Source organism: Lysinibacillus sp. FJAT-14222, from assembly GCF_001278875.1.
Lineage (GTDB): Bacteria > Bacillota > Bacilli > Bacillales_A > Planococcaceae > Lysinibacillus > Lysinibacillus agricola.
The window spans coordinates 134,794-148,870 of the sequence record NZ_LIYL01000046.1 but is presented as its reverse complement, the minus strand read 5'-3'; the positions used below and the strand labels follow the sequence as shown (position 1 = coordinate 148,870).

15 protein-coding genes are annotated in these 14,077 nt (G+C 38.6%); 4 read left to right on the top strand and 11 right to left on the bottom strand.

Annotated features, from left to right (window positions below):
* Positions 1-247: 247 nt before the first annotated feature.
* Positions 248-457, bottom strand: coding sequence for a hypothetical protein (locus AN161_RS19540; RefSeq protein WP_053596022.1), 210 nt, complete (start codon positions 455-457; stop codon positions 248-250).
* Between the two features lie 318 nt (positions 458-775).
* Between AN161_RS19540 and AN161_RS19535 the strand changes: the two genes are divergently transcribed.
* A complete protein-coding gene (locus AN161_RS19535; protein ID WP_053596021.1) occupies positions 776-2,086 on the top strand; it encodes a globin-coupled sensor protein in 1,311 nt (436 codons plus the stop codon).
* A 48-nt stretch (positions 2,087-2,134) separates the two neighbouring features.
* Here the strand turns inward: AN161_RS19535 and AN161_RS19530 are convergent, their stop codons facing one another.
* The 3 genes from AN161_RS19530 to AN161_RS19520 form a co-directional block, all read right to left on the bottom strand.
* Complete coding sequence (locus tag AN161_RS19530) at positions 2,135-2,614, bottom strand: acyl-CoA thioesterase (protein ID WP_053596020.1); 480 nt, start codon at positions 2,612-2,614, stop codon at positions 2,135-2,137.
* Between the two features lie 67 nt (positions 2,615-2,681).
* Positions 2,682-4,109, bottom strand: coding sequence for an aldehyde dehydrogenase family protein (locus tag AN161_RS19525; RefSeq protein ID WP_053596019.1), 1,428 nt, complete (start codon positions 4,107-4,109; stop codon positions 2,682-2,684).
* Positions 4,110-4,153: 44 nt separating this feature from the next.
* Positions 4,154-5,122 carry a DUF4003 family protein gene (locus AN161_RS19520; protein ID WP_053596018.1) on the bottom strand — a complete coding sequence of 323 codons (969 nt, stop codon included), beginning with the start codon at positions 5,120-5,122 and terminating at the stop codon, positions 4,154-4,156.
* Between the two features lie 111 nt (positions 5,123-5,233).
* On the opposite strand from AN161_RS19520, the gene AN161_RS29005 reads away from it, so the two are divergent.
* Complete coding sequence (locus tag AN161_RS29005; RefSeq protein WP_143114934.1) at positions 5,234-5,473, top strand: hypothetical protein; 240 nt, start codon at positions 5,234-5,236, stop codon at positions 5,471-5,473.
* Between the two features lie 308 nt (positions 5,474-5,781).
* On the opposite strand, the gene AN161_RS19510 is transcribed toward AN161_RS29005, so the two are convergent.
* Together AN161_RS19510 and adh are read right to left on the bottom strand one after the other, a co-directional pair.
* Positions 5,782-6,141, bottom strand: a complete 360-nt coding sequence (locus tag AN161_RS19510) for a DUF779 domain-containing protein (RefSeq protein ID WP_053596016.1) — start codon at positions 6,139-6,141, stop codon at positions 5,782-5,784.
* A 21-nt stretch (positions 6,142-6,162) separates the two neighbouring features.
* A complete protein-coding gene (gene adh / locus AN161_RS19505; RefSeq protein WP_053596015.1) occupies positions 6,163-7,683 on the bottom strand; it encodes an aldehyde dehydrogenase in 1,521 nt (506 codons plus the stop codon).
* 243 nt (positions 7,684-7,926) lie between these two features.
* Here adh and rluF point away from each other — a divergent pair, with 243 nt between their 5' ends.
* Positions 7,927-8,628: a 23S rRNA pseudouridine(2604) synthase RluF gene (gene rluF, locus AN161_RS19500; protein ID WP_053596014.1), complete on the top strand. Its 702-nt coding sequence runs from the start codon at positions 7,927-7,929 to the stop codon at positions 8,626-8,628.
* Between the two features lie 22 nt (positions 8,629-8,650).
* Entirely contained in the window at positions 8,651-9,370 is a 720-nt protein-coding gene (locus tag AN161_RS19495) for a hypothetical protein (protein WP_053596013.1), read from the top strand.
* 45 nt (positions 9,371-9,415) lie between these two features.
* On the opposite strand, the gene AN161_RS19490 is transcribed toward AN161_RS19495, so the two are convergent.
* From AN161_RS19490 to AN161_RS19470, 5 genes are all read right to left on the bottom strand, one after another.
* Entirely contained in the window at positions 9,416-9,916 is a 501-nt protein-coding gene (locus tag AN161_RS19490) for a cupin domain-containing protein (protein WP_053596012.1), read from the bottom strand.
* 679 nt (positions 9,917-10,595) lie between these two features.
* Positions 10,596-11,303: an ABC transporter ATP-binding protein gene (locus AN161_RS19485; protein ID WP_053596011.1), complete on the bottom strand. Its 708-nt coding sequence runs from the start codon at positions 11,301-11,303 to the stop codon at positions 10,596-10,598.
* On the bottom strand, positions 11,303-12,082 hold the full coding sequence (locus AN161_RS19480) for an ABC transporter ATP-binding protein (RefSeq protein ID WP_053596010.1): 780 nt from the start codon (positions 12,080-12,082) through the stop codon (positions 11,303-11,305). The genes AN161_RS19485 and AN161_RS19480 overlap by 1 nt, the downstream gene beginning before the upstream one ends.
* Positions 12,082-13,017: a branched-chain amino acid ABC transporter permease gene (locus AN161_RS19475; RefSeq protein WP_053596009.1), complete on the bottom strand. Its 936-nt coding sequence runs from the start codon at positions 13,015-13,017 to the stop codon at positions 12,082-12,084. Before AN161_RS19475 ends, AN161_RS19480 begins: the two co-directional genes overlap by 1 nt.
* Before the next feature lie 13 nt (positions 13,018-13,030).
* The gene (locus AN161_RS19470; RefSeq protein ID WP_053596008.1) at positions 13,031-13,906 is read right to left on the bottom strand and encodes a branched-chain amino acid ABC transporter permease; all 876 of its coding nucleotides are present in this window, start codon (positions 13,904-13,906) and stop codon (positions 13,031-13,033) included.
* Positions 13,907-14,077: the final 171 nt, after the last annotated feature.

Sequence of the window (14,077 nt, the reverse complement as noted above, 5' to 3'; positions counted from 1 at the left end):
TGTTTTATCTGTGCGAAAGCGAAGCGACAGCAACAATGTTTTATCTGTGCGAAAGCGAAGCGACAGCAACAATGTTTTATCTGTGCGAAAGCGAAGCGACAGCAACAACAAAATGCCCAGTCGGAACGGAAATCAACTCCTCGTTTTGCCGAGGAGACTTATTTTGACACTTAATTTCATAGACAAAATAGGTTTTCAACAACATGTAATGGCACCTTAGAGATTTTTCTGAGGTGCCATTTCGCTGTTAGTAAGGACCACGATCATCAATTTTATTTTCGCCTTGCTGTGGGAATAAAAAGTATGCGAGTACCCCAGATACTATTGTTGCACAAATAGTAATTAACAATTTATTTAAATCTGGTACTTCAGCATAGTAATTTCTTAACATATAAACTGAGCCAATTGCTACAATTACCATGACTGGAATAACAAATTTAAAACGTTTTTTCTCCATGTAATTCCCCTCCTTATACCTATTTTTTCACGTACAATTTTTATAAAGCTAAACAGTTCGTATTTTACAGGTTTCCTATTTGGAATTCAATTTGCTCATTCTCTATAAAAAAGTCCATTTCATGACGTTTAATCGACAATAGTCTATTATCACTATAAAAAATTTAGAAATAAACTAAAATTTTAACCAAATATCCTACAAAAAATAGTAGAATAGATTAAATACTATATATTTCGTAAATTAGCAAACCTCACGATATACAAAGAGTCTTTATTTGATATATTTATTATGCATTTATAAAGAATGGAGCAAACAACTATGAGTTGGTTTACAAAAAAGAACGATTCTAGCTACTCAATTACATTAGCACCTGAAAATTATAAGAACAATGTACAATTGGATGTTTCAAACCATCCAAAGCTTCAAAAACAGTTGCAGCTTTTGGATTTAACAATTGAGGATTTAGCCATCATTAAACAATTGCAACCTTTAACTAAGGATTTAATCCCTAAAATGGTGGATCAATTTTATTCAGCTATTAGTTTGAGCCAAGATTTATTAGATATTATAAACAGAACATCACAAATCGATCGTTTAAAAGTTACTTTACATAAGCATTTGAGTGATATTTTCGAAAGTCATATAAATGACTCTTATATCAACGAACGAAAAGCAATTGCCGAGACCCATGTTCGAATTGGTCTACAATCGAAGTGGTATATCGCCTCATTCCAGTCATTAACTACGACATTTACAAAATTTGCAAATGAGTTAGATCTATCGAAGCATGATGCAATTCGTTCTATCAATGCCTTCTGTAAAATCATTAACTTTGAACAACAGCTTGTAATCGAGGCCTATGAAAAAGAAGAGGCTCGCATTCGTGCAGCAGCAGATGAAACAAAACATTCACTTGTTACTACCATTCAAAGTACTGCTGAGGAATTAAATTCTATTAGTGAAGAAACAGCAGCTTCTTTATTAGTCATTTCCTCTCAAACAGATGATATCGCAGTAGCTACTAAGCAAGGTCTAAACTTCGTTGCTGATACACAGGAAAAATCTAGACGTGGTCAGCAGCAGATACAAAATCAAAATGATTTAATACAGGTTATTTTTCAAAGTGTAAACAGTCTCGAAGTTACGATGAACCAGTTACGCACATCTTCTCAAAAAATATCAGAAATTGTAGGACTGGTCACAGGGATTGCCGATCAAACTAATTTATTAGCACTGAATGCTTCCATCGAGGCCGCTCGTGCAGGTGAGCATGGTAAAGGCTTTGCTGTTGTTGCAGAGGAAGTTCGTAAGCTTGCAGAAGAAACAAAAAATGCTGTACAAAATGTTTCCCTTCTTATTAAAGAAACGGAAAGTAATATTACAACAATGTCGAATTCGGTTATTAATGTTGACCAAAAGATTCAGCATAGTGTAGACACACAAAACAGTTTATCTAAATCCTTTAATGATATCGCCGATGCTGTTTCTGGCATTCAACAGCAGTATATAAATACATCAAGAGATATTTCAGCAATCTCTAATCTGATTACTGAGCTGTCACAAGGGGCTACACTTGTTTCTTCTTCATCCGACTCACTTATTAATGTTGTAAATGAGTTAAATATGTAAAAACATGAAAAGGGAAATTGACTATAGTACGTCAATTTCCCTTTTCATTTAATGTGGTAATGCACGTTTTTGTTTACGATGCTCTCGTCTTGCTGGTCCTGTTTCAAACAGACGTTTTTCTGCATCTGTTTCAGGATAAATTGCAGGAACTGGCTTAGGTTTCCCGTCATCATCTACTGAAACCATCGTTACAAAGGATTCCGTCGTTAATTTTTCCTCACCAGTTTCAATGTTCCGTGAAATAACTCGAACATAAACTTCCATTGAAGAACGTCCAGTTGACGAAACAATACTTTCAATTTCTAGAATATCCCCTACATGTGCTGCCGATAAAAAATCAACTGAATCAATAGAGGCTGTGACTACATGCCCTTTTGCATGCTTCATTGCCGTGATGGCAGCAATTTCATCAATATAAGCTAACACTCTTCCACCGAAAATGGAGTTGTGATTATTTGTATCTGGCGGTAATACGAGACGCGTTTGAACAGTACGCGACTGGCTCATTGGTATTGCGTTGTTTGTCATAATTCTTGCGACTTCCCTTCATGAATGTTCTTTCGTCATCGTATCGTAGAAAAAGGGTTGTTGCAAATTAGAATGATTTTTTCATCGTAATAAATTTCATATCTGTCATTTCCTCGATTGCCCACTTGATGCCTTCGTGTCCGTAACCACTCATTTTCACACCACCATATGGCATATTATCAATCCTGAATGTCGGAATATCATTAATAATAACAGCACCTGCCTGTAATTCATCCGCTGCACGTAATGCATCTGGTAACACATTCGTATAAATTCCAGCATTTAATCCAAGTTCCGACTCATTCACTAGTCGAATAGCGTCGTCTAATGTTTCATATGAAACAATTGAGACGATTGGCGCGAATGTTTCCTGACAAACAATTTTCATATTCGCTGTCACATTCGTCATAACAGTTGGTGTTAAAGTGCGTTCCGTGAATGTTCCTCCTGTTGCAACTACAGCACCTTGCGCCTTAGCTTCCTCAATCCATTGACGAATACGTTCTACTTCATTTGGATTGATCATTGCACTAACATCAGTATTTGTATCTAGTGGATCACCTACCACTAACTTTTCTGTTTCAGCAACAAACGCTTTTGTAAATTCATCAATAATAGATGCATGTACATAAATACGTTGTAATGAGATACAGACTTGTCCAGCGAAATTAAAGGCCCCACCGACACAACGAGTAATAATTTTATCAACTGGTGTCGATGGTTCGATAATTACAGCTGCATTGGAACCAAGCTCTAAAGTAACTTTACGCAATCCTACTTTTTCCTTAATGCCCAATCCAACCTTACCACTGCCTGTGAACGTCACCTTTTTCACGTATGGATGTGTTACGAGCATATCGCTAAGCTCACCACCGCTACCTGTAACAATCTGTAGCGCACCATCAGGTAGACCCGCTTCCTTAAATATTTCAGCCAATACTATAGCACTTAATGGTGTTTGATTTGCTGGTTTTAACACGACCGTATTACCAACTGCAAAGGCAGGCCCTAATTTATGTGCGACCAAATTAAATGGAAAATTGAATGGCGTAATAGCTGAAATCACACCTAAAGGTTCTCGTTTTGTCCAACCAATACGGTCCCCTGCCCCAGGTGCGGCATCCATTGGCACAGTCTCGCCTGTTGCTTGCTTAGCACCTTCTGCAGCAAATTGATAAGTTGCTATTGTGCGTTCTATTTCGGTTAAACCTGCTGATATTGGCTTACTTGCCTCTAAGGCTAAAATCTCAGCCAATTCCTCTTTACGCTGTCGCATAATGTCGACCACTCTATATAATATTTCAGCACGTTCGTAGGCTGTTGTCTTTTTAAACGTTTGGAATGCTTCCTGCGCACCTTCTATCGCTTGCTCAACATCAGAAATGGACGCCTTAGCTACCTTTGCAATAACCTCACCACTATAGGGTGATCTCAGCTCATAGGTTTCCTTTGCGTCCTGCCACTGGCCATTCATCCAAAGCTTTGTTTCCTTCATCCTTCAAATGCACCTCCGAAAAATTCAAGTTCTCCTTTATTTTATCACGAAGAACTTGAACTAGATGCTACAGCAGCTGCACTAACTGCCACAAACATCGCTGCTTGCTGTGCTTGAATCAATAATTCAATAGAAGACATGATCGTCATTGATAAGGATTGTTGCACCTGCGCCATATCATAAATAGCAATTTGTATGGCCATAAATAACACAAATTCACGATGCCATTTCAGTAGTTTCATATCCTTTAACTCATGATATAAATCAACAATTTGTTGAAGCTGTGCATTATTTACCTCAAGAATTGCTAAAAAGCCCAGTAATGGATAATGCATCGCTTTGATCTTTACATCCTGTTTTTTTAATGTGTCACAGATTGTCGTAACACTTGGCACTAGCTTATTATCATATTGAGGTGATAAGAAAGTCAGTACCTGTGATAACCATTGAAGTTCATTACCTGCATTAAAATTATACGTACGTAATTCTTTATAATAACGATTCATTGTTTCTGCACGGAGCTCAACGTCATCAGATGGACTACTTAACAATACTGCATATGGAATATCATCATATGACGTTAAAAATCGATGATGCTTGCGGATTGCATCAAATAAAGCACGTGCTGCTTGTGCATGTCCACGTTTCTCAGTTTCCTTTTCAGTTAAAAACTGTGCACCAATAAAACTAAAATTCCCACTTCTAAATTTTGCTTCCTTCATTACGCTTACGTTTGTCAGTAAATTTTTTACTGCTTGTTCTGTATCCTCTTGCTCCATCAAATTTGCAGCAATACTATAACCTACCGTTGTTCTTAACGGAGATGTCCATGAAGTTTGCTTTTTCATTTCTTGTAATACTTCTTTATATTTAACGGAGTCAAAGGTTTTTCCTGACGCCACATATTTACTAGCAATTGCTAACACAATTTTACGATCAACCGTCCATCCAACAGCCTTTGAGACATCCTCCACCGTATTTGTAAACTGATTTTCAATCATAACAAAGTCCATCTTTAGCACGCTCCTTTTCCATATTTACGTAACAAAACGAAAAAAGGATTCATCCATTTTGGCTCCTCATCATAACAAGGGGTTGATTTCCGTTCCGTCTGGGAGCGTCCGATGAGCCGCTTCACTACGCTCCAGCGTCTCGGGCCAACAGATGTTTTTTGCGCGAAAGCGAAGCGGCAGCAGAGGGTTTTGTTTGTGCGAAAGCGCAGCGACAGCAACAGCACCGATGTTGATCACGAAGGCGTTATCACAGGACGTGATGCTTTTAGCCTTCGTTCCTCTATTGCTGATCCCCAAGGAATCGCCCACCTTCACTCCAATCAACTTTTGTACATGGTATTACGTTTTTAAAAATGTCATACCCATCTTTTTGTGGTGAATCTCATTTTTGGAATAATTAACCTATAAAGCAACATTAATATAACACGTTGCTCAATATGAGTGGTTTAATGGAAATAATTAAAGATGAATGGAGGAGCTGACACTGATTGAAATGACCAATAGAAAGCCATATTCAAAGAAACAAACCTAACAAGATTGTTTTCGATTATTTTTAATATTACGCAACTCTCCAAGACATATAGCCTTACATACATTCTCCCAGAAAAATTAACATAGAAAAACAGCGACAATACTTATTGTCGCTGTCACTAAAATCTTTAAATTAAACCCAATTCCTTTAATTCCTCTGTTGAAAAGGCCCTTGATCTTGTTAAGAACCGTTTACCTTCAACGCCTTCAAGTGAGAACATGCCACCTCTACCATCGACAACGTCCAAAATTATTTGTGTATGCTTCCAATAATCATATTGATTTTTATGCATATAGAAGGGAGCACCACCAATCTCTCCAAGGCAAACATCCTGATCACCTAATAGTAAGTCGCCCTCTGGATAACACATTGGCGAGGAGCCGTCACAGCATCCACCTGATTGATGAAATATAACGGGTCCATGCTTTTCTTTCAATAATTCGATTAGTGCTAGCGCTTCTACTGTTGCTAAAACACGCTCGACCACGCTCATGCACCTCCCTACTAATTAGAAGAAACCAAGTTTGTCTTCGCTGTAGCTAACTAATAAGTTTTTCGTTTGCTGATAATGCGATAACATCATCTTATGGTTTTCACGACCAACACCCGACATTTTATAGCCACCGAACGCTGCATGTGCAGGATAAGCATGGTAGCAGTTTGTCCAAACACGACCTGCTTGAATACCTCGACCGAAGCGGTATGCTGTATTCATATCACGTGTCCATACACCTGCACCTAAACCATATAATGTGTCATTTGCAATTTCTAATGCTTCCTCTTTTGTTTTAAATGTTGTTACGGCAACAACTGGCCCGAAGATTTCTTCTTGGAAAATACGCATTTTATTGTGTCCTTTGAAGACTGTTGGCTTAATATAGTAACCATTTTCAAAGCCTGACCCTACATTATTTTTCTCTCCTCCAATTAGACATTCTGCACCTTCTTGCTTGCCAATATCTAAGTAAGAAAGAATTTTTTCCATTTGTTCACTTGAAGCCTGTGCACCCATCATTGTATTTGGATCAAGTGGATTCCCAACTTTAATCGCCTCAACACGCTGTAGGACACGCTCCATAAATTTATCGTAAATAGATTCTTGAATTAGTGCACGAGAAGGACATGTACATACTTCACCTTGATTTAGAGCGAATAATACAAGGCCCTCAACTGCTTTATCTAAAAAGGCATCATCTTCATCCATAATATCTTCAAAGAAAATATTTGGTGATTTACCGCCCAATTCTAATGTAACTGGAATAAGATTTTGTGAAGCATATTGCATAATTAAGCGACCTGTCGTTGTTTCACCAGTAAAGGCAATTTTGCCGATGCGTGGATTTGATGCTAGCGGCTTCCCTGCCTCTAAACCAAAGCCATTGACAACATTCAGTACACCTGGTGGCAATAAATCTTCTATTAATTCAACGAGCACCATAATTGAAGTTGGTGTTTGCTCTGCAGGTTTTAACACTACACAGTTTCCAGCTGCAAGTGCAGGTGCTAGTTTCCAAACAGCCATTAATAACGGGAAGTTCCAAGGGATAATTTGACCTACTACCCCAATTGGCTCATGGAAATGATAAGCAACTGTATCATTATCGATTTGGCTTACCGCACCTTCTTGTGCACGTAAAGCCCCCGCAAAATAACGGAAATGATCAATTGCAAGAGGGATATCTGCATTTAATGTCTCACGTACCGCTTTTCCGTTATCCCATGTTTCCGCAACGGCTAGTTTTTCTAAATTTTGTTCAATGCGGTCCGCAATTTTAAGTAAAATGTTTGCACGCTCTGTTGCGGATGTTTTTCCCCATGCATCTTTTGCGGCATGTGCTGCATCAAGTGCAAGTTCAATATCCTCAGAAGTGGAACGAGCTGCTTGTGTAAAAATTTGTCCAGTAACAGGAGTAACATTATCGAAGTATTGACCTTTGACCGGAGGCGTCCATTCTCCACCAATGTAATTCTCATACTTTTCTTTGAATTGAACTACCGATCCTTCAGTGTTTGGAAATGCATAAACCATTTTACTTCTCCCCTTTACACAAAATAATGAGAAAATATCTACAAAAATCATTATTATATATCGAAATAACAATATTTTCATAGAAACCCTCTTACCCACTATATTGTCAGAAACGAAAAATAATATCAACTTTTTTAAAAATTTTTCCTAACAATTTATTTTTACTAGAAAAGCTTCTAGGATTCACGGTGCGACCTACGATAATGTATACTTAAAAATAATATAAATGTATAGGAGAACAGTATGCGAATTAATAAATATTTAAGTGAAACAGGTATCGTATCTCGTCGTGGCGCAGATAAATGGATAGCAGAAGGTAAAGTAACGATAAATGGTGAACTTGCCACGGTCGGCAGTCAAGTTGAGGCTGGTGATATGGTTTGTGTTGATGGAAAAGAGGTAAAAAAAGAAGAACAGCTCGTATATATTGCCTTAAACAAACCAGTAGGAATTACAAGCACCACGGAACGTCATATAAAAGGAAATGTTGTTGATTTTGTCAATCACCCCCTACGTATTTTTCATATTGGACGACTCGATAAAGAATCAGAAGGGCTATTATTACTAACAAATGATGGTGACATCGTTAATAAAATTTTACGTGCGGAAAACCATCACGAAAAAGAATATATCGTGCAGGTTGATAAACCTATTACGGAGCAATTTATTAAAAAAATAGGGGCTGGTGTAGATATTTTAGATACTACAACCTTACCTTGTTATGTTGAAAAAATATCTGATAAAGTCTTTAAAATCATTTTAGAGCAAGGCTTAAATCGTCAAATACGTCGTATGTGTTCAGCACTTGGCTACTCAGTTAAGCGTCTACAACGTATTCGTATTATGAATATTAAACTTGGTAATTTAAAGGTTGGACAGTGGCGCGATTTAACAGATAAAGAGCAAACAGAACTATTCAAACTACTCAAATACACACCAAAATAAAGCCATTTAAGGGGATAGAGCTATGCTGTCAATTCAAAGTACTGAGCAGTTAACGGGGGCACGGATTAGCGGTGATTTTTGGGATTTAGATGAGCTCATCAATGCTATTTACAAAATAACTGGTGATGAAAACAAATATTATGATTATCAAGGAGCGCGCCGTCGCATCCTTAGTGTTTGCTACAATTTACGTAAAGCTGCCAAGGGGGAGCAACAGCTTGAGTTTGTCAGTAATGGGCTCAATAAAAGTATTCTGACACAGCATGAACTAATTTTCCCCAATAAAAATGTTTATTTCGCAGCAGAGGTTCTTTGGCCGGAGCTAATCTTTACTGCTATCGCATTAAATGATTTCATTCGCCTACACAAAGAGCTAATTGATTCCTCTGACTGGAATATTGACGTTGCTGCAATTCGCAAATTCCAAGCAGCAGTTGCTGATTGTTTAGAGCAGGAACTGAAAGAGGAAGAATACTTAGTATTTTTAAGAATGCTGCACACTAAAAGCCCATTAACATTCCGTTATGCAACACAGTATGTAGATGTATTGAACCTAGAGTATATTCAACTAAGTTTGGAGGAACGTAAAGCTCATTTAGCGGCTTTTGCGCTCCGACTAATGTTAGAAGACGACGAGTATGTGGTGCTAAAATCACAGCTTATGGAGGCTGCGATTACTACAAAAAAGGCGTTGCATGAAATTGAAATTAAAGCTAATTATCCTGAAACAATTTTGTGGTAAATAGAAAGCGCCGTCTCAACTAATTTTGAGACGGCTACTTTTCTTCTATTCTTGAATTGTCTTATAAGCCATTTTTCGAATAACTTCCTTGTGCTGTGGATAATCAGCTAAAAGCTCCTCTTGTGTAAACAATTCAAAGTCTTCAAAATCAAAGCCTGGTGCAACCATACAGCCTACTAAACTAAATGTATCTGCATCCTCCACGGATGAGCCAAATATAGTGTTTTTCGGTACTGCTATTTGTGGTACTTCTCCTGCCTCAACATTTAATCCAAGCTTCTTCGCCTCGTATGTACCATCTGGGAAAATCATATGGACTGTTAACGGACTTCCAGCATGATAATACCAAAGCTCGTCCGATTTCAAACGGTGTAAATGCGAGATATCCTGTGAACGTAGTAAGAAATAAATGCTCGTATAAATTGGTCTTTGCACATCCCTTACAGCTATATCCTCAGATGCTCGAAATGAGGAAATATAATAACCTCCTTCAGGATGCTCTGCTAAATTTAATTTTTCAATAAAATATTGTGCTGAATACTTCATAAAACATCACTCCTTTCGTTCACATTACCAAATAAGAAAGGACGAATGCTACTACTATTTCATCACTTTGATCATTCTATCCGTCGATTTGGCCTTTCTTTCCGTCACGTTGACTGCTCTTTCCGTCGCTCTAGCCTTTCTTTCCGTCGATTTGATCATTCTACCTCGCTTTGGCCCTTCTTTCCGTCACTTTGATAACTCTATCCGTCGCTCTAGCCTTTCTTTCCCTCGCTTTGACTGCTCTATCCGTCGCTCCAGCCTTTCTTTCCGTCACTTTGATCATTCTACCTCGCTTTGGCCCTTCTTTCCGTCACTTTGATAACTCTATCCGTCGCTCTAGCCTTTCTTTCCGTCGCTTTGACTGCTCTATCCGTCACTCCAGCCTTTCTTTCCGTCACTTTGATCATTCTACCTCGCTCTAGCCTTTCTTTCCGTCGCTTTGACTGCTCTATCCGTCGCTCCAGCCTTTCTTTCCGTCGCTTTGATCATTCTACCTCGCTCTGTCCTTTCTTCCCGTCGCTTTGATCATTCTACGTCGCTCTGCCCTTTCTTTCCGTCACCTTGACGTCTCTATTCGTCGCTCTAGCCCTTCTATCCTTCACTTTATCAGTTCTATCCGTCTGCTCACTCCCTTCGATCATACGAAAAAGACGCCTCAAAATTGAGACGCCTTCTCCCTCTATAAACCACCTAAATAAGCTGCCTTTACTTGCTCACTCTCTTGAAGCTCTTTTGCAGTACCTGATAATACAATACGTCCCGTTTCAAGTACGTACGCACGATTTGCTACGGATAAGGCCATATTCGCGTTTTGCTCTACAAGCAATACGGTTGTACCCTCTTTATTGACTTGTTCAATAATATTAAAAATATTTTTTACCATGAGTGGCGCAAGCCCCATTGAAGGTTCATCCATTAATAATAACTTCGGTTTTGCCATTAATGCTCGGCCCATCGCCAGCATCTGTTGCTCACCACCAGATAATGTACCTGATTGCTGTTTACGACGCTCCAAAAGTCGTGGGAATAGTTCAAACACATGATCCATATCTTTTTTGATGCCAGCTTTATCGTTGCGGAGATATGCCCCTAGCTCTAAGTTTTCTTCAACTGACATATTGGCAAAAACACGACGCCCCTCTGGAACATGTGAAATACCTGATTTTACAATTGTCTGTGCAGCCTTCCCTGCGATAGAGAAGCCTTCATATTCAATGATGCCGCCCTTTGGTTTTATTAAGCCAGATAATGTTTTTAATAATGTGCTTTTACCAGCACCATTTGCACCGATTAACGTTACGATTTCACCCTCGTTTACTTCTAAAGAGAGGCCTTTTAATGCTTGAATATTACCGTAAAATACATCTATATTTTGTACTTTTAGCATTAGCTGATAACCTCCTCACCAAGGTAAGCTTCAATTACCTTTGGATTGTTGCGTATTTCTTCTGGTGTTCCATCAGCGATTAATTGACCGTGATCGAGTACATAAATACGTTCACAAATTCCCATAACTAAGCTCATATCGTGCTCTATTAGAAGAATTGTTAAGCCAAATTCTTTACGTATAAATGCTATTAGCTCCATTAGATCATGCGTTTCCTGCGGGTTCATCCCAGCTGCTGGCTCATCTAATAATAGCAATTTAGGTTTCGCCGCTAGAGCACGAGCAATTTCTAGGCGACGCTGCATCCCATATGGTAAATTTTTCGCTAGCTCATCCCTATAAACGTCTAAGCCAAAGATTTTTAAGAACTCAATGGATTGATGCTCCATTTCTACCTCACCTTTAAAATGGTTCGGCAAACGGAAAATGGAAGACCACATAGAGTGTTTCGCAAGTGAATGGTTCGCTACCTTTACATTATCTAAAACAGATAGCTCTTTAAATAAACGAATATTTTGGAATGTACGGCTAATACCTTTTTGCGTTACTTGATATGGTGCAAGCCCATTTAACTTTATACCATCAAATGTAATAGTACCCTCTGTAGGCATATAAACCCCCGTAAGCATATTAAAGCTCGTTGTTTTTCCAGCACCATTAGGTCCAATAAGACCGACTAATTCTCCACGATTTAGGTACATATTAACGCCCTGTACCGCCTTTAAACCACCGAATTGAATCCCCATATTTTCAACATTGATAAGAAGGTTTCCAGTCATTATTTTGTACCTCCTTTTCTACCAAACTTAAATAAATCCGTAACTTCTTTTGTTCCCATCAAACCTGTTGGACGGTACAACATTACGACTATTAATACTAAGCTGTAAATAATCATACGTGTTTCTGGGAAGTTTGCTAGGTAAGCTGAGATTACAGTTAAGAAAATCGCAGCAATAACGGATCCTGAAAGACTTCCTAAACCACCCAGAACTACATAGATTAAAATATCAAATGATTTTAAGAAACCAAAAGTTGTCGGTTGAATAATGTAAAAATTATGTGCAAAGATGGCCCCTGCAAGACCAGCAAAGAAAGAACCAATTGCGAACGCCACCACTTTATAGTAGGTTGTGTTAATACCCATTGCATCTGCCGCAATTTCGTCCTCACGAATCGAAATACACGCGCGTCCATGACGAGAATTCGTAAAGTTCGAGATTACTAAAATTGTTAGAACAACACCTATGAATGCATAAGTCCAATTAGATAAATATTCAACCTGCATCCCTGCTGCGCCACCAACATAATCCGTATTTAAAAAGATAATCCGTATAATTTCCGCAAAACCAAGCGTTGCAATTGCTAAATAGTCACCCTTTAAACGTAACGTCGGAATACCTACAATTAAACCGGCTACTGCTGCTGCCAGTGCCCCTAAGAAAATAGCTAATGGGAACGGAAGCATTAGCTTAGTAGTAATAATTGCAGAAATATATGCCCCAACTGCTAGGAAACCGGCATGCCCAATCGAGAACTGACCAGTAATCCCAATGACGATGTGTAAGCTGACCGCAAGCATGATGTTAATACATATTGTGATCAACATATTTTGATAGTAAATATCGAGAATGTTCGTTGAAATAAGCACCTGAACAACTGCATAGATGACTAGCGCTAATACGGCATAACCCCAGAAAACTTTAGACTTTTTCATCATTACCGCTCACCTACACTTTCTCACGGGCGTTTTTACCAAAGATACCCGATGGTCTGAAGATTAAAATTAAAATTAAAATAACGAATGCCGCTGCATCGCGCCATAAAGAGAAACCAAGTGCACTTACTAATGATTCCACTACACCTAATAACATGCCGCCAACCACGGCACCAGGAATAATACCTATACCACCAAGAACTGCCGCGATGAACGCTTTAACCCCTGGAATAACCCCCATTAATGGATCGATTTTCGTATAGTAAACACCAAAGATAACACCTGCTGCACCCGCTAAAGCAGAACCAATTGCGAATGTTGCTGAAATGGTATTATCTACATTAATACCCATTAAACGAGCTGCATCAGCATCATGGGAAACCGCGCGCATCGCCTTTCCGATTTTTGTTTTATGTACGATGAATTGTAAAAGAATCATCAGTACAATTGCGACAGATAAAATTAATATTGATGTACTACTGATTTGAACACCGAAAACATCAAATGACTTACTTTTAATGACTTCCGGATATGCTGCTGGTTGTGCACCTCTGAAGAAGATAGTCGTATATTCGATTAATAGCGATACACCAATTGCAGTAATTAAAGCAGCAATACGTGTCGCATTTCGTAAACGCTTATAAGCAATACGTTCAATTAAAACACCAAAGATTGCACAGACCGTCATCGCCAATAATAGTGCTGGAAAGAAGCCAAGCTCCCATTTAGCAATTGCGTAAAAGCCAATAAATGACCCAATCATGAAGACATCGCCGTGGGCAAAGTTAATCAGCTTAATAATCCCGTATACCATCGTATACCCTAGCGCTATTAATGCGTAGATACTACCTAGTGAAATACCATTCACAAGCTGCTGTATCCATTCCATGAGCGTTCACTCCTTTTTATTTTTTGAAAAATGCAAAAATAGGACTTACTTCTACATGTTATTATTGAAAATAGAGTAAATTGTGTCCTCTTAAAAAATTTTTTACATGGTCTATCAATTTCGCCTTGGCGTAATTGTTGCTTTCGCACAGATAAACAATGCGTTCGGAGG